We start from the raw sequence: 19,211 nt of genomic DNA on the forward strand, positions 1-19,211 counted from the left end.
CCGCGCGAGAGGATGAACAATATGGATTTGACCCGTTTTAAGGCCCTGTCCTTCGATGTCTATGGAACGCTGATTGACTGGGAGACAGGCATCTGGAACGCCCTGCAGCCATTGTTGAGCACCGGAGGCCGTGAAATCGGGCGCAAGGAGGCACTGGAAACTTATGGGGAGATTGAGACGGCACAGGAAGCCGAGACACCATCCCTAAACTACGCCACGCTCTTGGCGGTGGTTCATGCAAGGCTCGCTCGGCATTGGGGTTTAACTGTACACTCCGATTTGCACGAACGATTCGGCGCCTCGGTGCCAGATTGGCCGGCGTTCCCAGATTCAGCGAAAGCGCTCGCCTATCTAAAACAACACTACTATCTGATTGTGCTTTCCAATGTGGATCTCCAAGGCTTCAGCGCCTCGAGACGTAAGCTCGGTGTTTCCTTTGACGCCGTCTACACGGCCGAAGATATTGGCAGTTACAAGCCGGATCCGAAGAACTTCCGGTTTCTTTTCTCGCGGCTGCAGCAAGATCTAGGTGTTGAAAAAGCCGAGCTCCTGCATGTAGCGCAAAGTTTATACCACGACCATGTACCGGCCACGCAAATGGGCCTGAACAGCGTGTGGATTGATCGGCGATTTGGGATGGAAGGCCAAGGAGCGACTAAACAGGCTGATAATCCTCCGAAAGTTGCCGGTCACTTCCGTTCGCTGTCGGAGTTCGCTGCAGCGCATCGAGCCGCGATGGATAGCGCAGAGGCTCCTGCCCCTCCGACATAATGGCGCCTGATGAAAGGTGGCGGGTCTCTTCCGAAGGCTCAGTCTCCGGATGAGACAGCCGGCAAGTCACCGACGACGATCTCTTTCAGGCTGTGCCGGAGCGTTGCAACCTTGGTGGTACCATTTAGTCGCTCGAATTCTCGCTGCGCATCCTGCCAAAGAGGAGCCGCTCTCTCATGCAAGCGTCGGCCTTCGTCCGTGAGTTCAATGATACGAACTCGACCGTCTGCGGGTGATGGCTTGATCATGACGAAACCGTCGCGCTCCAGGAAGCCAACCATCTTTCCCATCGCCGTCCGCTCGATATCGAGCCGTTCCGCGAGCGCGTTGACAGCGGCACCGCCAGCTTCGTCGAGAGCAGCCAGGGTCAGGAACTGCGTGATACGCAGCCCGACCGGCTCAAGATGGGCATCATAGAACCGCGTGATCTGTCGGCTCGCCTTTCTCATTGCGGAGCAATTGCATTGATCGATTCCAAGCGGTTGGTTCGCCGACAACATGTCGCTTTCCTTTCGAATCCTAACTGTCGTCCGCGGGCCGTATGGCGTAAAGTCCAAGGTCTTCGCATCACATAGCTCGCGGCTTGGCGTTTCTCCACCATCTCAGCGCTTAGAACAATCCTGGCGGCGGCATGATATAGCCGGGTACCTCGGCAGCGAGTGTGCTCTTCAGCAGTACTGTTCCCTGGTCAGCCATGACCTCGCTCTTGCCGGCGGCGAGCGCTTCATAGGTTTGGTGCACCACATCCCCCGGGCTCGCTTTTGGCACATCGATGCCATTGGTCAGGTCGGTATCCACGAAACCCACATGCAGACCGAGAACCTGGATGTTACGATCTTGAAGGTGAAAGCGAAGCTGGTTCGTGAAGCTCCATGCCGCCGCCTTTGATGCAGCATAGGGTGTCAAAACGGGCCGCGGGAGCCACACGATGTCGGATAGCACGTTGATGATGGCAGCACGCGGCTTGGCCGACAGGATCGGCTCGAAAGCCTGCGTGACGCGGACGACGCCATAATAGTTGGTATCAAATAGACGCTGCGACTGCTCTTCGATATCGTTTGCCAGAGGCCCGTCGATAAGGGTAGCGATGCCCGCGTTATTGATCAGCAGATCGGTATCCGTCGCCAGTTCCGCTGCTGCGGCGACCGATGCCTTATCCGTGACATCGATCCGGACGGGGATGATGCTTGGTTCGCCGAAGCCGTTCGTATTGCGCATGCCGGCATAGACCTTCTTTGCTCCGCGACGACGGGCTTCGCGTGCGAAGGCGAGGCCCAGGCCGCGATTAGCTCCGGTGATGAAGACGGTGGCGTTGGTGACATCCATGACAAATTACCTCTCTAAAGCCACGGGTCAGGGCATCCGGTATCGATACCCGCCTGCGGGCGTCTGGTTTAAAGAAAAAGGTCTTCCGGCAACTGGCCGGACAGTGCCTCGCGAAGATTGGCGGCAAGAGACAACACAGCACCAAGCGGGCTCATCCGCACACTGACGCGTGGCACCGAACCATCCGAGTTGCGATCGACGACGACGGTGGCGTTCAGCCTCTCCCCGCTTGTCAGAACCGCCTCGTATTCAAGAAAAAGGCGCGCGCCGACGGTCTCGAGGAACGTGGGGTCCTGCGAAGCGTAGAAGGTCCCGACCGCGTTGACGGCCAGCTTGATCTCGTCGCGTCCGACGACGGGACCTCGCAGCACGGAACTGGTCAGCTCCGCGTCCGCAGTCAGGTCGTCCAGAAACGGATGACGCTCGCCCTGAATATTCGACATTGTTCAAACTCCTTACCTCGACGTTGCTCACGCAAAGGCGGCACGATTGTTGGCGATGAATTGCTGGACCGAGAGTGCTGGCGTTCCGGTGATTTTCTCAACGGCATCGTTCGTGCCCGCAAAGATGCCATCGCGATAGTTCTGGGCGACTTCGACCAGGTGCTGCACGAGGAAAGGCGGAAACTTGTAGAGATTTTCCATCTTGTCCTTGAACACATCGATCGACGTCGGCGCATAGTCGATCTTTGCGCCAAGCACTTCGCTCATGGCGGCGGCGATCTCGGTATGGTTCATCTCGATCGGTCCATGGAGGGGATAAATCTTGCCTTCATGCCCCTGCGGATTTGCCAAAAGATGCGCGATCACCCGCCCTTGGTCATCGGTCGCGATCGGTGCATGGCGCCCATCGGCAAACGGAAACTCGATCTTTTTCCTGGCCCATATCTCCTTTGCAAAATGCGGATAGACGAGCCAGTCGGCAAAGAAGGTCGGGCGGAGATGCGTCGTCGGAACACCGGACCAGTCGAAGACCCGCTCGGAAATCCAATGGTCCTGCGCCGCATGGCTCGTCGATTCACGACGCGCCGAAATCTGCGACATGTTGACGATTCCAGTCACGCCGGCCTCTTTTGCTGCTTGTGCAAAGTAGGCGGCAGCGCCAAGGATGCCCGGTGAGATGGGATGAAGGAAATAGGCTGATCGGACACCTTCCATGGCGGCACGGATGTTGTCTATATGAGTGAAGTCGCCGATGGCGATATCAACCCCCCGCTGCCTAAGGGCCGTCGCCCGCTCATCGTCCGAACGCACATAGGCGCGCACCGACTTGCCCATCTTAAGTAATTCATTGATCGCGGCACCGCCGGTCCGTCCGGTTGCTCCGCTTACAAGTACCTCAGCCTCACTCATAATCTCGCTCCTTCGCTAATGAGAGCATATGCTCTTATATGCATGAAAATAGGAGCATATACTCCTATCGTCAATAGGAAGCGTTTGCATTTTTGAGGGGTTCGTTTTTGGAGCGACCGCGAACCGTCATTGAAGGCGTCGAATGACCCGGTGGTCGCGGGTTCCATTCCGGTCAAGGCCACCGCTTACAGGAGAATTCGGCCCAGGAACAGGTACCGTGAATTGGCATGGCCTTCCGCCATGCCTAGGCAAGCCGCCGTCTCCGGAAGCTCTCCCAGCAATGTCCATCCCAGTGCAACGCCGACGAGCGGTACATAAGCGAAGGTGAAGAAAATTTAGAAGACAGGGCTGGCGGCACGATGACGAAACCCAGTAGGGATGGCAACGAGCGTATCGGGCGGCTCGTTGTCACACCGTATCTTTGCATAAATGGGGTTCTGCGTAAGCCACTGGTCTATCTTGGTCTTTATCTGAAAAATGGATCTGCAGAAAAAGATCGTGCATGCGCTGAACCCGCTTGATCGATTTTGGTTGTGATCCGCTCACGGTAAAGATTTCTTTAGATGCGCAGCGGCGCACTATCAGCGCTTCTTCGAAGCCTTACACCGTCGCAGCGACATAAGCGCGCCATCCGCCATAATGCGTGATATCCGCCGCGTCGGCGACGGCGGCGGCTTCGACCAGAAATCCCTTGGTCGACGTACCATCCGATAAAAAAAGCGTACCGATGCTGAGGGGTGAGGGGATGGCCTCAACGAATTGGCCGAACGCGGCCGGCGTCATTTGCCAGATTTCGACATCGATTTGACCGCCTGTCGCCTGTGGAACACGGATAAGCCCCGGCTTTGCCGGCATCTGCCCCGGCAAGACATAAAGCCGATAGCAATCCGATGTTCGTGCTTTCCGCAGAAAGCGGCTGTCGAGAGCAAGGAGTTGTGCGTTCAGCGGCATGCCGGAGAGATGGGCACCGACGACCGCGATGTCGATCAGCCCGGCTTCGTCAACGCTGATCGTATCGTTCGGCTTCGGCTGCAGCCATCCGGTTGCGCCGAGCGTCAAGCCGCTGCTTGCGTGAATGTCACGGGCAAGCGAAGCCGTGAGGCCGTCGCGTCCTGAAGTTGTCAGCAGGGTCACGCTGGCTGGACGACCATCGCTGCGTATGCCCGCCGGCACGGCGATGCCGCACATGTCGAGCAGATTGACGAAGTTGGTGTAAGTGCCGAGACGCGAATTTTCGCGGATCGGTTCGGCCTCGAGGTCGGCACGTGTGTAATGTGTCGGCGCGGTCGGTACGCAGAAGAGATCAACCGATGCGATCAGTGGAGCAACCTTCTGTTTCAGGGCCTGCAGCGCATAGAGGCCCTTGAAGGCATCCGCGGCCGAAAGCTGTTTGGCGCCGCCATAAATCCCGCGCGTGACGGGATGGAAACTTACCTCCCTGGCGTCGAAGAAATCCTTGACCGCCGCATAGCGCTCCGCCACCCAGGCGCCTTCATAAAGCAGGTTTGCCACCTTGTAGAAATCGCCAAACGGTACTTCCACCAGGCGATGCCCCAGTTTCGTCAACATGCGCAAGGCATCGTCATAGGCCGCTTCCATGACGGCGTCACCGAAGAACAGCCGGTCGGCTTTGGCGGGCACGCCGATGGTCAGGACCGGCGGCGCTTGCCCAAAACCATTGGCCGGAATGGTTTTCGAATAGGCATCCTCGGCATCGTGACATGCGGCAACCTCGAACACCCGCCAGGCGTCGTCGACCGTCAGCGCGAAGATTGAAACGCAATCCAGCGTGCGGCAGGCGGGAATGACACCGCTTGTCGACAATGCGCCGAGGCTGGGTTTCATGCCGACGATATTGTTGAGGCCGGCTGGAATACGACCGGATCCGGCAGTATCCGTGCCGAGCGCGAAGCTGACGATGCCCTGCGCCGTTGCCACGGCTGAACCGGAGCTCGATCCGCCTGGCACCAAATCGGCATCCATGGCATTGCGCGGAACCGGATACGGAGTGCGGACACCGACGAGGCCAGTTGCGAATTGATCGAGATTAGTCTTGCCGATTACCAGAGCGCCGGCCTCTTTTAATAGGCGAACAACGGTGGCATCGGTATCAGGCATATAGGCGTAGTCGGGGCACGAAGCGGTCGTCGGCATGCCGGCCACGTCGATATTGTCCTTTACGGCAAAGGGAATGCCCCAGAGCGGTTTTGTCGTGGGGTCAAAAGTTCCGAGAGCCGCCGCTTGTTCAAACAGGCTCTTTCTGTCGGCAAGGTGCAGGAAGATGCCGGGATCGTCGACGTCGACAATGCGAGCAAAAACGGCCTCTACGATCGCAGCAACGGTGCCGCCGCCTGCGTAGAAGGCATGTAGGGACGAAATGTCGAAGGCGGGACTGATCACGCAGTTTCCTCTTCCAATATTCTGACCGGCCGGTCCCATTGGATGAGCACGACGCAACCGGTGTCACTCCAGACTGAATGTTCGGTGCCGGCAGCATTCACCACATAGCTGCCCCTGCCGTAGTCGCCGGCCTCGTCGGATTGGGTGCCCTCGAGCACCAGGATGGTTTCGAGCCCTTCGTGGCGATGGCGCGGCACCGAAGCTCCGGGCTCGTATTTCAGCAGTGCCACGCCCGGCTGGTCGCCTTCGAAGGGACGGATCCAGTGGATCGTCACGTCAGGTCGGAAGGGGCCGAATTCCAGTTCTTTCCAGCCACCGGCCGTCAACAGTTCGCGCGTCGTTTCAGGCATGGTTGATGGCCTCCAGAATGTCATCGATATGCGTTGTCCAGCCGACGATAGCGCCCTGTGCTCGGATCATCGCGATCGCGGCAGACTTGAATTCGGGGAAATAGCTTTCGGTTGCTTCTTCGGCGAGCAGGCATTCATAGCCGCGGTCGTTGGCCTCGCGCATGGTGGTCTGGACGCAAACCTCCGTGGTGACGCCGGCGAAGACGAGCTGTTTGATGCCTTTGCTCTTCAGGATATCGCCGAGTTCGGTGGCATAAAAGGCGCCCTTGCCAGGCTTTTCGATGACGATCTCGCCATCGATGGGTGTAAGCTCGGGAAGGATCGCGGTACCAGGCTCGCCGGCAATCAGGATGCGGCCCATCGGTCCGAGATCGCCGATCCTGAGCGAGGGATTGCCGCGATCGCGCTTGGCAGGCGGCAGGTCGGAAAGGTCAGGTCTGTGGCATTCCATCGTATGGATCACTGGCAGGCCTGCTGAACGGAAACCGGCAATCAGCCGCTTGACGTCGGGGATGATCTTCGTGATGCGGCTGACATCATTGCCGAGGCTGGCGCCGAAGCCACCGGGCTCGGCAAAATCGCGCTGCATGTCGATGACGATCAATGCCACGACCTCGCGTTGCAGCGGAAAGGGGAACGGTTGAGCCTTGATATCCGTCATCCGTGATGTCCTGCCATATGTGCGCCAATCACCGAGATATCGGCGGTCTGCGCCGGTGTTTCGTAGACGAGCCTGCCTTCGGAGATCACCATGATGCGATCCGACATTTCCAGAAGTTCGTCGAGATCCTCCGAAAAAAGCAGCACAGCCGCCCCGGCGTTACGGGCACGCATGATACGGGCACGGATTTCGGCGACGGCGGAAAAATCGAGGCCGAAGCAGGGATTGGAGACGATCAACAGATCAACGTAACCCGTCAGCTCCCGCGCCAGCACGGCACGCTGAACATTGCCGCCGGAAAGGGCCGCGATCGGCGAGGACGATGATGCCGTCTTCACCTTGAAGTCGGAAATCAGCGATGTCGCGCGCTTCTTCATCCGGCCTTTGTTTAGCCAGATCGCCTCAGTGCCGGTCTCCGTCAGGTCGAAGGTGCGGAAGGCGAGATTCTCACTGACGGTCATGCGTGGCGCACAGGCATTCTGCAGCGGCTCTTCCGGAATGAAGCGGACGTTGTTCTTTCGTGTCTCGGGCCGCGTCGCACCGTAGATCTCGCCGTTGACGCTGATTGCTCCAGCCTCGGTAGGCCGCTGCCCGGCGAGAATTTCCGTGAGTTCTTTCTGGCCATTGCCGGAAATGCCCGCGATGCCGACAATCTCGCCGGAACGCACCGTCAGCTTGTCGATCTCGATCGTCTTCAGGCCGGAGCGGTCGGGCGCCCTGACCTGGTCCACCTGCAATACCGGCTTGGCCGTATCAGTGACAGGAACGCGCGTGTCGAGTTCGGCAAGCTTGATGTCGCCGATCATCATCGCCGCCATATCCGCCGTTGAGAGTTCGCCGACCTTGCCGCCACCGACAAGCTTGCCACGTCGCAGGATCGAGACCGCATCGGCGAATTTCGTCACCTCATGGAATTTGTGGCTGATCATCAAAACGGTTAGCTCGCCGCGTTCGGTCATGCCCCTCACCAGGCCGAGCATCTCATCTGCCTCCGCCGGCGTCAGCACGGAGGTTGGTTCGTCAAGCACGAGGAAGCTGCGGCCAAGATAAAGCTGCTTGACGATTTCGAGCTTCTGCTTTTCGCCGGCGGCAAGCTCGCTGACCCGCCGGTCGAGCGGGATCTTGAAGGGCATCCGCTCCATGAAGGCGGCGAGCGCCTTACGCTCTCTTGCCCAGTTGATAATAGCGGGTACTTCGGCACGGCTGATGACGAGATTTTCCGCACCTGTCAGCGACGGCACCAACGTGAAATGCTGGTAAACCATGCCGAGACCATAAGTAGCTGCATCCTTCGGGGAGGCGACCGCCACCTCGTGGCCGTCCACAGACAGGGAACCTGAGGTCTGGTGATAGAAACCCATGATGCATTTGACGAGCGTCGATTTCCCCGCGCCGTTTTCGCCGAGCAGCGCGTGGAAGCTACCTGCAGGAATACTCACGGATACCTGGTCCAGTGCTGTGAAGCTACCGAAACGCATGGTCATGTCGTGCGTCTCGATGCCGACCGCCTTGCCGGCTTTGGGAAGAGGGGTATCGCGAATTATGCTCACCTCAATGCTCCTTTTCGACAATGATGGCGACGGGACCACCGCCGGGAGGCCCTTGATGTTCGGCGCCGCCGGAGACGTAGAGATCCGTGATGCCGAAGAGGCCGGCGAGCACGCCGCCAACGAAGGCGCGCGCATGGCGCGTGCCTGAGATATCGGAGTCGTCCAGCATCGTGTGGCGCTTGCCACGAATCTTTCCGGTGGGATCCGGTTCGGCCTTGGCGAGAACGGCAGCGAGGCGGCTGTTGGCAGGCAGGCGCTCATATGCCTCGCGCACGGCCGCTACATCGACGGCATCACGCATCACCGCGTGGTCGATCGCCAGCGGCCCCGACCATCGATCGCTCATGCCGAGCACGATGATTTCGTGATCCGTCAATTCAACGCCGGCCGAGGCGGAGGCGCGGCGCGAGAAGAGTTCATGGCTGTGACAGATGTCGGTGTCGCGGAGCACTCCTTCGTCAACCTCGCCCAGCGCGACCGCCACGCCGAGCGCCGATGCGCCGCGCGACAGGCTCATCGATTTCAATGTATCGCGGGTGGCGAGTGTCTTTCCCTCGGCTTCAGCCGCGCTGATGCGGCTGAGCGTGAGGAGCGGGCATTTTATCTGGACGAAATGGACGTCGCTTGGGTCGTCGATGCCTGCATCGCGCATCGCTACGCGCACAGCTTCGGCCACAAGCAGAACCTGTTCGCGCCGCCCGAGATGTTGGGATGGCAGCGAAGGCGTGCGCGCAACCCCGATCGCCAGTGCGCGTTCGGCCGGCGCATCGACCACTTGTCGCGCGAACACCGTCCAGTGCGGCGAGAGCGCCCCCTCCGTCCCCCCGGACATGACGAACGAGACGTCATCGGCACCGTGCTGTCGAAAGAGTGTTTCGAAGCTGCGGGTAGCATAGCCGCGGCTGAAATCGTTAACGCAGCCATTGCCCTCGGTCTTGCCGAGTATAGCCACGACATTCTTGGCCGCCAGACCGTCGGCAAGAAGCGCTTCGACGCCGGAGGTATCGTCCGGTCCTTGCGCGGCGACGCGATAGACGTGGGCGCGTAGTGAAGGCATCAGGGCAATGCCTCGATCAAGGCCTTGGAATTGGAGACCGAGCCGAAAACGCCGCCCTGCATCTTCACCATCTTGATGGCGGCAAGGTGATTGCCGTAATCGGTCGCGCCGCAGCAATCCTCCAGCAGCAGGCATTCGAAGCCCCGGTCATTCGCCTCGCGCATGGTGGTGGAGACGCAGACGTCGGTCGTAATCCCGGTCAGGATGATGTTTTCGATGCGCTTTTGGTTGAGAATCAGCTCAAGGTCGGTCGCGCAGAAAGAGCCTTTGCCCGGCTTGTCGATGATTGCCTCGCCTTCGATCGGATAAAGCTCGGGAATGATGTCCCAGCCGGGTTCTCCACGCACGAGGATACGGCCGCAGGGGCCGCTGTCGCCGATGCCGGCGCCGATGCGTTGCGAGCGCCATCGCTTGTTGGCCGGCAAGTCGGCGAGGTCAGGTCGATGACCCTCTCGCGTGTGGATGATGTGATAGCCCTTTGTACGCATGGCAGACAGGACGGCCTTGATCGGCTCGATCGGCGCCTGGACCAGCGAAAGGTCGTAGCCCATGTGATCGACATAGCCGCCGGGCCCGCAGAAATCCGTCTGCATGTCGATGATGATGAGCGCTGTGTTGTCCGGTCTGAGGGCGCCGTTATAGGGCCAGGGATAGGGATCGGCGTCGATATAAGTCAGTTTCTGCCCGATGGCTGCGGCTGCGAGACTGTTCATGGCTGATCTTCCTATTTGGTAAGCGAAAGCGCGCCGGGAGCGCCGCTAAGCGCACGGGTGGGCGAGGAGGTGATGATCATGATGACGAGCGTCAACACGTACGGAGCGGCGTAGAAAAGATAATATCCCTGCGTCACGCCGACGGATTGCAAAGCTGGGCCAAGCGCGCCGGCGCCGCCGAAGAGAAGTGCGGCGACAAAGCAGCCGATCGGGTTCCAGCGCGCAAAGATCACCAATGCCACGGCCATCAGGCCCTGTCCGGAGGAGATGCGCTCGTTCCAGGAACCTGGATAGTAGAGCGATAGATAGGCGCCGCCGATCGCAGCCAGCGAACCGCCGAGCGCGGTTGCCAGCAGCCGGACACGATCAGGGTCAATGCCCATGGCGCGTGCCGCGTCCGTGCTGTCGCCCACGACGCGCAGCATGAGGCCGATCCTGGTGTTCCTGAATGCCCACCAGAGGACGAGGGCGAGAGCTGCACCGAGAATAAAAAGGATATTGATGTTCAAGGCTGCCTGTACCGGCTGCAGGTTTGACCAGAAACCGAAGGGGATCGCCGGCAGGTGTGGCGCGACAGGCTGGATGAAAGACTTGCCGAGAAAGAAGGCGAGACCGAGGCCGAACTGCATCATGGCGATGCCGATGGCAATGTCGTTGACCTTCGGCCATTTGCAGATCCAGCCGTGCACAGCGCCGAAGATCGCCCCGGTTGCCATCGCGGCGAGCACGCCGAGCCAGGGGGAGCCGCTCATGACGGCGAAGGCATAGGCGGTCATGGCTCCGAAAACGAGCGTACCTTCAAGGCCGAGATTGATGCGGCCGGAACGTTCGGTGATCGTCTCGCCGAGGCTGACGAAGATGAAGGGTGTCGAGACGCGGATCGCGCCGGCGAGGATGGCGAGCGGCACGCCCCAGAGACCGATTGCGGTATCGTCCATCATGCGCTCCTTTTCCAGAGGTCGGGATTGAAGATCTTGAAGCGGCCATAGAAGGTTTCGCCAAAGAGGATGACGATGAAGAGCGTACCCTGCAGAACGAGGACGGTTGCGTCGGGCAGGTCCATGCGGCGCTGGATCAGGCCGCCGGACGCATCGATGCCGCCGAGAAGGATGGCGACCGGGATGATCGCAAGCGGATTGTGACGCGCCAGAAAAGCGACAAGGATGCCGGTGTAACCATACCCGGCGGCAAGCGAAGCATTGGCGCTGCCCTGGACCGCGGCGACCTCGATCATGCCGGCAAGGCCGGCGAAGCTGCCGGCAATTGCCGTGAAACCGGCAATCAGCCGCCCCACGGGCAAGCCCTGGATCTGCGCGGCGCGAACATTGCCGCCAGCGATGCGAGCGGCGAAACCGTAGCTGGTCATCTCGAGCAATATCCACGAGACAACACAGGCGATAATGCCGATGACGAGGCCCCAATGCACGTCCATGCCTGGAATATTGCCGAGCATGTAGTCGTGTGGCAGTGGCTTGGTGGAGGGCTTGTTGAGGCTTGCCGGATCGCGCAGCGGCCCTTCGACGAACTGGTTCATCAAGGCGATGGCTATATAGGCGAGCAGCAGTGAGGAGATGGTTTCGTTGACGCCGCGATAGTGGCGAAGGAAGCCGGCAAGACCGATCCAGATGCCGCCGATTGTCATGGCAGCAAACGCCATGAGGACAAGAACGATGATCGGCGACAACAGGCCGACGACCGGCAGTGCGATTGCCGCGGCCGCCACGCCGCCGAGGACGACGGCGCCTTCACCACCGATGATGACGAGGCCAAGCCTTGCCGGCAGCGCAACGCAAAGCGCCGTGAGTAGCAAGGGGGAGGCGCGGCTCAAGCTGTTCTGGATGGAAAACCAGCTGCCGAAGCCGCCGGCATACATGAAGCGAAAGAGGTCGGCCGGCGATTTGCCGACCGCCAGGATGAAGAGGGAGAACAGTGCGAGGCCGACCAGGATTGCGCCAAGCGTGATCACCACAGGCTCGGCTCGTCGCGCCAGCCATTCGAGGGCCGGGCGTAGCTGCGCCCGCCTCAGCTGAGCGATGGACAATGCGGGCTCGTTGACTTCAACCGTCATGACGGTTCTCCCTCGATAATCAGGCCGTGGAACCGACAACGCCTTCGACGAGATAGTTCATGCTTTCGAGTTCGATTGCGTCCTCGGCGAAGCTCTTGTCCGCGGTGATGACGACATTGCCCTTATTGTCCTTGATCGGGCCTTTGAAGACCGAGAATTTTCCCGCCATCATCTCGGCAAGCGTCGCCTCGAATTTCTTGCGGGGTTCATCGGACACACCAGGGCCGAGCGGGCTCATCTTGACGAAGCCATCCTTCAGGCCGCCGCGAACGAAATTGCCGAGCTTTCCGCCGGCCTGTGCCTTCTTGACGAAGTCGGAGTACACATTCCCCCAGGCCCACTCCGCGCCAGTCAGATACTTCGCCGGAGCAAGGGGGCTCTGGTTGGCGTGATAGCCGCAGACGAAGGCACCGCGGCCGGCGGCGGTTTCGACGACGACCTTCGGGCTGTCAACATGGCAGGTGATGACATCCGCCCCCTGGTCGATCAGCGCGTTGGTGGCCTCGGCCTCCTTGACGGCCAGTGACCATTCGCCCGTGAAGATCACCTGGCAGGTGATGGCCGGATCGACGGAGCGCGCACCGAGCAGAAAGGCGTTGATGTTTTGCAGAACCTGCGGGATCGGCTTGGCTGCAACAAAGCCGATCTTCTTGCTCTTCGTGGTATAACCGGCAGTCACGCCGTTCAGATACTGGCCCTGGAAAATGTAACCGAAATAGGAACCGGTATTGTCCGGGTTCTTACCGGCCTGCCAGAGGCCGCCGCAATGGCGGAACTGGATGTTGGGATATTTCGCGGCCATGGCCAGCATATGCGGATCGAAATAGCCGAATGACGTCGGGAAGATCAGCGTGGCGCCGTCAAGATTGATCATCGATTCCATCGTTTTTTGAACGTCGACGGTCTCGGGGACGTTTTCTTCTTCGACTACCGTGACGCCAGGGAGCGCCTTGACGACGGCAGCGCCTTCGGCATGGGCCTGGTTGTAGCCATAATCATCTTTTGGGCCGACATAGATGAAGCCGACGGTGAGGGCGGTCTGGGCGTAGGCGCGAGATGACAGAAGGCCCGGCGCGACACTGGTGAGTGCGCCTGCAGCCGAAGCCCGGAGAAAGTTGCGGCGATTCATGTGAAGGAGTCTGGTCATGGGAATGCTCCTTGGGGCTGGAGCCCGGTTCGTAGAAAGGATCACATGAAAGTGTATGCAATCACCATGCCAGATGTTAAGCTAATGATATTATTGCGCTAAAATCCAATGGAGATCTCGAGAGCAAAAAGTGTATGCAGATTTTCTTGAAATAATGCCCTAAAATGAGCAATGCACTTTTTTTAGTCTTTAAATTGAAAGGCACGCCGCGACGAGTGATATGATTGAGGTTTTCTGTTGAAAAATATCATTGAAAAACAACAGATTAAATTGACGATTGACTTTGGGTCGTTCGCGCATACATCTGTATGCACGAACTGAGGATTCGCCTATTTCTGTGAAGCAGATCAAGCGTAAGGAAGTTGTGAGGCCAGGAACGACCGTCGAACAGATGGTGCGGGCGATGGCCGATATGATCGTAACGGGAGCGCTCTTGCCTGGCGAGAAGCTTGACGAAATTACACTCGCGGCCCGCTTCGAGGTATCACGAACCCCGGTTCGCGAAGCGTTACGCGAACTTGGCGCGATGGGTCTCGTTGGCCGTGAACCGAACCGTAGCGCTGTTGTGACGAACGTTAGTGGTGCCTATCTGCATTCGATGTTTGAGGCAATGGCGGAGCTCGAAGCCATTTGCGCGCGCTTATCGGCGGAACGAATGACCGTCGATGAACGTCGCACCCTCGAGCGCCAACATCACGCTTCCGCCCGGCTGGTGCGTGCCGGCGCCGAGGAAGATTATGCCACATACAATGTCGAATTTCACAACCAGCTCTATCGCGGCGCGCATAACGACCATATTCTCGAGCTGGTGACGCAAACGCGCGCCCGGCTTGCCCCCTTCCGTCGCGCACAATTCCGCCTTCCCGGACGTCTCGCCAAGTCCTTCGATGAGCACGACATCATCGTCACAGCAATCATGCGCGCAAACGCTCAGGCGGCCAGGCAGGCAGCCTATTCGCATGTCGCCATCGTCAGCGATGCCAGCGTTGCTTTTGTCGAACATCGTTAGCGATTTGGGGTCCAGGTGACCGCCAGCCCATAGGGGTCACAGGACATGACGGCGAAGCCGAAAGTGATGTCGCCCGGCTTCGTGTCTCGACGACACCATGCTCAACGCAGATATCGACGGGCGCAATACAACGCGCCCGCCGGCGATTACCGCAAGATGCCGTCCCTCGACTCAGTGGGATTGAGCGGCTTCTGCAGCTCGATCTTTCGCACTGACCATCCTGCTTAGTCGTTCGAGGTAGAGGTAAACGACCGGTGTCGTGTATAGCGTCATGATCTGGCTGATCACGAGACCGCCTACAATCGAGTATCCCAGCGGTTGACGAAGCTCGGAGCCGGTTCCATGGCCGAGCATCAAGGGAATACCGGCAAGCAAGGCGGCGCTCGTCGTCATAATGATGGGACGGAAGCGCAGAAGACAAGCTTTCCGGATCGCTTCTTCGGGTGATGAGTCGTTGTTTCTTTGGTCTTCCACCGCGAAATCGACGATCATGATGCCGTTCTTCTTCACGATACCGATCAGAAGGATAACCCCGATAAGGGCAATTACGGTGAATCCGAAACCGAAAATCCACAGCATCAACAATGCACCCAAGCCGGCAGACGGCAACGTCGACAGGATGGTAAGAGGGTGGAAGTAGCTCTCGTACAGGACGCCAAGGATAAGATAGATTACGGCGATCGCTGCAAGCACGAGCAACGGCTCGGACGCCAGGGACGACTGGAACGCCTGGGCGTTGCCTTGAAACGAGCCAATCAATGTGGCAGGCGTTCCCATTTGCTTCTCTGCAGCTTGGATGGCAGAGACGGCCTGGCTGAGAGCGATCCCACTCGACAGATTGAACGACAAGGTCACGGATGGAAACTGACTTTGATGGTTGACTGCCAGGACTGCGGTCGGCTCGGTCGTTTGCTTTACAAGGGCATTCAGGGGGACCTGCTCACCAGTCAATGGCGATTTGACATATAGGTCATCAATCGATGATGGCGAGCCACCAAGAGCGGGAGCAATCTCCAAGATGACATGATAGCTGTTCAAATCGGTGAAGTACTGGGTGACTTGTCGCTGTCCGAAAGCGTCATAGAGGATGTTGTCGATAAGCTGCGGAGCGATCCCATAGCGGGAGGCCTTATCGCGATCGATCGCGAGGGTAACCGTCGTGCCGGCGTTCTGCTGGTCTGTGGCGACGTCTGTGATTTCGGGTAGCGACCGGAACTTTGCGAGAAGCTTGCCGGCCCACTCATTGAGTTCGGCGGGATCACCGTCCTGCAGCGTGTATTGAAACTGTGTCGCAGAACTTCTGCCGCCAATATTGATGTCCTGCGCGGACTGCAGGAAGAGCTGAGCGCCCTCAAGTTCTTGCAACCGGGGCCGAAGCCTGTCGATCACCTGCGACGCGGAAGCATCTCGCTGATCGAGAGGCTTCAGGGTGATGAACATCCGGCTCATGTTGACCGTGGAGCCAGAACCTCCACCGACCTGCATGCTGGTGCTCGCGACGGCAGGATCGCTTTGGACGATCTTTCCAGCCTCTACTTGGAGCGCGGACATTTTCGCGAACGAAATGTCCTGTGAGGCTTCAAGCACCCCGGTGATCAGACCCGTGTCCTGGATTGGAAAGAACCCCTTTGGTATCTCTACGAAGACATAGCCTGTCGCGGCAAGGGACAGGAGGAAAAAAGCAAACGTCACACGATGATGACGCAATGCCTTATCGAGCGTGTATTCGTAGCCGGACAGCATACGGTCGAATGCGTCCTCGAAAAGCAGATAGAGCCGCCCATGGCCGTCAGCCTTGTCTGCTTTCAGGAACCGGGAACTCATCATTGGGGTAATTGTCAATGAAACGACTGCCGAGACGGCAATGGTCATTGTTACAGTGATTGCGAATTCACGGAACAGTTCGCCGACGATACCGCCCATCAATAGAAGCGGGATGAACACGGCGACGAGAGAAAGGCTGATGGAAATGATTGTGAAACCAATCTCGGCCGAGCCGTCTAGTGCCGCCTGAAAAGGGCTTTTTCCCATCTCCATGTGCCGGTGAATATTCTCGACCATGACGATTGCGTCGTCGACGACAAAACCGACAGCAATACTCAGTCCCATAAGCGACAGATTGTCGAGACTGAACCCGGCGACGTACATCAGCGCGAGCGTTGCCATCAGCGCGAGGGGAACGGTAACACTGGGTATGACAGTTCCCCAGAAGTTGCGAAGAAAAACAAAGATGACGACAACAACCAGCACAATCGTAATCAGAAGTGTTTTTTCGACATCCAAGACAGACGCGCGAATGGTAACAGTCCGGTCGCTGAGGATCGACACATTCAGCGCCGCCGGAGCGATCGCCTGCAACTGGGGTAGGATTTCCTTGATATGATCGACAGTGTCGATAACGTTCGCGCCGGGCAGTTTGAAAATCGGCAGGATGATCGCCGGTTTTCCGTTGGCCCATGCCGCAAGCTGATTGTTCTCAGCGCCATCGACCGCTTCGCCGATGTCGCGAACTCGTATCGGCCCGCCATTCTTGTAGGCGATGATCGCGTCATTCCAGGGCGCTGCGTCCAATAGCTGGTCGTTGTCGTAGATGGTGTAAGTCCGGTCCGCACCTTGGATGCTACCTTTCGGAGCGTCGGTTGTGATAGTGCTCACCGCGCTTCGGACATCTTCCATGGAGATCCCCAAGGAAGCGATCTTTCCAGGATCGACCTGTATTCGCACCGCCGGCTTTTGCTGACCGAAGACAAGGACCTGCGAGACCCCATTTAGTTGGCTGATGTGCTGGGCAAGCACGTTCTCGGCGAAATCGTCGACCTTGGTGAGCGGAAGCGTGTCTGAGGTAAGGGCCAGAATCATAATCGGCGGATCAGCCGGGTTTACCTTGCGGTAGGTCGGCGGGGAGGGGAGCCCGGATGGGAGTTGTCCCGATGCGGCATTGATCGCTGTCTGAACATCCTGGGCGGCGCTATCGATGTTTCTCGATAGGTCGAACTGAAGCGTTATCGCGCTGCTGCCCAGCGTGCTGCTGGACGTCATCTGGGCGACACCAGGTATCTGCCCGAACTGGCGTTCGAGCGGCTGTGTCACGGACGACGCGATGGTTTTGGGGTCGGCTCCCGGAAGCTGGGTCGATACCTGGATCGTCGGGAAGTCGACTTGCGGAAGCGGGGCGATCGGCAGCAATGGATATGCCACGACCCCCAGGGTAAACAGGCCAACCATCAGCAATGAGGTTGCAATCGGTTTCTTTATGAACCAGGAAGAAATCGACATCGATCAGTTCCCCTTGCCGACGTTGTTTGATAGCTGCGTTGTCACGGCTGCCGAGACAAGAGAGCCGTTCTTCACCCTGTACTGGCCGTCGCTGATGACCCGCTCGGTGCCTGCGAGGCCGGAGACGACGACCGCGCGCCCACCGTTGATGGGCCCCGGTTGCACCTTGCGTTCCTCAGCCTTGTTATCCGCGCCGACAACGTAAACGTAAAAGCCATCAGGGCCGCGTTGCAGCGCAGACGATGGGATGGTGGTTGCGTTCTTAAGGGTATTCTGGAGAACGCGCAGGATGACAAACTGGCCGGGCCACAGCGTTCCGTTGACGTTGGGGAACGTCGACTTGAGCTTCACCGTGCCGTTGTCAGCATCAATCTGATTGTCGATGAGGGCTAGCACTCCGTTATCGAGCACCATCGAGCTGTCGCTCGGGAGTGCGGATACCTGAACGGCGCCCTGGCTCATTGCCGTCAGAACTCCAGGCAAGTCCTGCTCTCGGAGCGTCGAGACAACGGAAATGGGCTGGGTCTGGGTTACCGTGACAATCCCAGTCGCGTCCGAGGCGTGAACCTGATTGCCGGCATCGATGAGCCGGATCCCCGTTCTCCCCGTGATGGGCGAGCGAATTTCCGTGTAGGAAAGGGAGACGTCAGCAGCCTCCTTTGCCGCCTTGTCCTGGGCGAGCTGCGCAAGAAGCTGGTTTACTTGGCTTTGTTGGGTCTCGACCGTTTCGTCGGTTGATACGCCTTGCTTGATGAGCTTTTGGTCTTTGGCGAGCAGATACTGAGCGTTCTCGATATCAGCTTCATCCTGTTGGATTTTCGCGGCGGCTTGGTCCACAGCCGCTTGGAAGGGTCTGGGATCGATCAGAGCGAGGAGATCGCCCTCTTTGACAGTCTGGCCCTCCGTGAAAAAGACCTTCTGCAATTGGCCGTCGATGCGGGTCTTCACCGCGACGGTGTTGAAGGGCTGGACCGTTCCCAGTCCGCTGAGATAAACGGGAAAGTCTTCGATCGTGACCTTCGCAAGTTCGACCGGGACCGCTGAGGTGGAAGACGACGGTTGGTCCGCGGCGTCTGAGATACTGGTGAAAAGCGTGTCCGCGAGAAATGCCCCGGCGACGATGAATGCTGCCAACGCCGCCCCGGCTCTTGCTTGCCGGACCAACCCTGTGAATGCGCCGCGCTTGTCATGTCTTTCGTTTTCCATATTCCTCGTTCTCCGGCTTGATGAGACGCAGCCGTGGGTCTCCCGACATTGGTGCCGGAAGGCCGATCGGCGTTGGTCGACAATCGAAGGCTCAGCTAGTTCATTCGGCCTGGATCGATGCGTCAGCTGGTTCCATATTTGCTCCGGTCCACTGAAACGGGAGCGATGCGACTTGGTAGGCAAACGGTAATGTGAAAGATGTCGTCACGCATCTATACAGTTTGGTAGGTTGGTGTTGATTGCCGCTGGGAACACATGGGCGCGCAAGGACAGGCTCGCGACAAGAATCACACTTACCCTGAGTTGAATCCGCAAATGGGCCGGC

General features: G+C 58.7%; 17 protein-coding genes. 2 read left to right on the forward strand and 15 right to left on the reverse strand.

Features of this window, described 5'->3' with window-relative positions; translation table 11 throughout:
* Positions 1-21 precede the first annotated feature (21 nt).
* Positions 22-771 carry a haloacid dehalogenase type II gene (locus PH552_RS02380; RefSeq protein WP_183764542.1) on the forward strand — a complete coding sequence of 250 codons (750 nt, stop codon included), beginning with the start codon at positions 22-24 and terminating at the stop codon, positions 769-771.
* Between the two features lie 38 nt (positions 772-809).
* Here PH552_RS02380 and PH552_RS02385 read toward each other — a convergent pair whose 3' ends face one another.
* The 13 genes from PH552_RS02385 to PH552_RS02445 all read right to left on the reverse strand — a co-directional run bounded on the left by PH552_RS02385 (position 810) and on the right by PH552_RS02445 (position 13,395).
* Positions 810-1,271 (reverse strand): MarR family winged helix-turn-helix transcriptional regulator, encoded by a 462-nt coding sequence (locus PH552_RS02385; protein WP_183764539.1) that lies wholly within the window; start codon positions 1,269-1,271, stop codon positions 810-812.
* A 109-nt stretch (positions 1,272-1,380) separates the two neighbouring features.
* Positions 1,381-2,097 (reverse strand): SDR family oxidoreductase, encoded by a 717-nt coding sequence (locus PH552_RS02390; protein ID WP_183764513.1) that lies wholly within the window; start codon positions 2,095-2,097, stop codon positions 1,381-1,383.
* A gap of 68 nt (positions 2,098-2,165) precedes the next feature.
* Positions 2,166-2,540, reverse strand: a complete 375-nt coding sequence (locus PH552_RS02395; RefSeq protein ID WP_183764510.1) for a hypothetical protein — start codon at positions 2,538-2,540, stop codon at positions 2,166-2,168.
* A 27-nt stretch (positions 2,541-2,567) separates the two neighbouring features.
* The gene (locus PH552_RS02400; RefSeq protein WP_183764507.1) at positions 2,568-3,449 is read right to left on the reverse strand and encodes an NmrA family NAD(P)-binding protein; all 882 of its coding nucleotides are present in this window, start codon (positions 3,447-3,449) and stop codon (positions 2,568-2,570) included.
* 600 nt (positions 3,450-4,049) lie between these two features.
* Positions 4,050-5,849 (reverse strand): allophanate hydrolase, encoded by a 1,800-nt coding sequence (gene atzF / locus PH552_RS02405; RefSeq protein ID WP_285165443.1) that lies wholly within the window; start codon positions 5,847-5,849, stop codon positions 4,050-4,052.
* Positions 5,846-6,199 carry a cupin domain-containing protein gene (locus PH552_RS02410; RefSeq protein WP_113248669.1) on the reverse strand — a complete coding sequence of 118 codons (354 nt, stop codon included), beginning with the start codon at positions 6,197-6,199 and terminating at the stop codon, positions 5,846-5,848. Before PH552_RS02410 ends, atzF begins: the two co-directional genes overlap by 4 nt.
* Positions 6,192-6,860 carry a cysteine hydrolase family protein gene (locus PH552_RS02415; RefSeq protein ID WP_183764505.1) on the reverse strand — a complete coding sequence of 223 codons (669 nt, stop codon included), beginning with the start codon at positions 6,858-6,860 and terminating at the stop codon, positions 6,192-6,194. Before PH552_RS02415 ends, PH552_RS02410 begins: the two co-directional genes overlap by 8 nt.
* A complete protein-coding gene (locus PH552_RS02420; protein ID WP_183764502.1) occupies positions 6,857-8,410 on the reverse strand; it encodes an ABC transporter ATP-binding protein in 1,554 nt (517 codons plus the stop codon). The genes PH552_RS02415 and PH552_RS02420 overlap by 4 nt, the downstream gene beginning before the upstream one ends.
* 1 nt (position 8,411) lies before the next feature.
* Positions 8,412-9,467 (reverse strand): cyanuric acid amidohydrolase, encoded by a 1,056-nt coding sequence (atzD, locus tag PH552_RS02425; protein WP_113248672.1) that lies wholly within the window; start codon positions 9,465-9,467, stop codon positions 8,412-8,414.
* Positions 9,467-10,180 (reverse strand): biuret amidohydrolase, encoded by a 714-nt coding sequence (biuH, locus tag PH552_RS02430; protein ID WP_113248673.1) that lies wholly within the window; start codon positions 10,178-10,180, stop codon positions 9,467-9,469. Before biuH ends, atzD begins: the two co-directional genes overlap by 1 nt.
* 11 nt (positions 10,181-10,191) lie before the next feature.
* Positions 10,192-11,118 carry an ABC transporter permease gene (locus PH552_RS02435; RefSeq protein ID WP_183764660.1) on the reverse strand — a complete coding sequence of 309 codons (927 nt, stop codon included), beginning with the start codon at positions 11,116-11,118 and terminating at the stop codon, positions 10,192-10,194.
* Positions 11,118-12,248, reverse strand: a complete 1,131-nt coding sequence (locus PH552_RS02440; protein ID WP_113248674.1) for an ABC transporter permease — start codon at positions 12,246-12,248, stop codon at positions 11,118-11,120. Before PH552_RS02440 ends, PH552_RS02435 begins: the two co-directional genes overlap by 1 nt.
* Positions 12,249-12,267: 19 nt before the next feature.
* On the reverse strand, positions 12,268-13,395 hold the full coding sequence (locus PH552_RS02445) for a BMP family ABC transporter substrate-binding protein (protein WP_183764499.1): 1,128 nt from the start codon (positions 13,393-13,395) through the stop codon (positions 12,268-12,270).
* 337 nt (positions 13,396-13,732) lie between these two features.
* On the opposite strand from PH552_RS02445, the gene PH552_RS02450 reads away from it, so the two are divergent.
* On the forward strand, positions 13,733-14,404 hold the full coding sequence (locus PH552_RS02450) for a GntR family transcriptional regulator (RefSeq protein ID WP_183764480.1): 672 nt from the start codon (positions 13,733-13,735) through the stop codon (positions 14,402-14,404).
* 171 nt (positions 14,405-14,575) lie between these two features.
* Here the strand turns inward: PH552_RS02450 and PH552_RS02455 are convergent, their stop codons facing one another.
* Together PH552_RS02455 and PH552_RS02460 are read right to left on the reverse strand one after the other, a co-directional pair.
* Entirely contained in the window at positions 14,576-17,680 is a 3,105-nt protein-coding gene (locus PH552_RS02455; protein ID WP_183764477.1) for an efflux RND transporter permease subunit, read from the reverse strand.
* Positions 17,681-17,683: 3 nt separating this feature from the next.
* The gene (locus PH552_RS02460) at positions 17,684-18,886 is read right to left on the reverse strand and encodes an efflux RND transporter periplasmic adaptor subunit (RefSeq protein WP_183764474.1); all 1,203 of its coding nucleotides are present in this window, start codon (positions 18,884-18,886) and stop codon (positions 17,684-17,686) included.
* Between the last annotated feature and the right edge of the window lie 325 nt (positions 18,887-19,211).

The organism is Rhizobium aureum, from assembly GCF_030182495.1.
GTDB lineage: Bacteria > Pseudomonadota > Alphaproteobacteria > Rhizobiales > Rhizobiaceae > Rhizobium > Rhizobium tropici_C.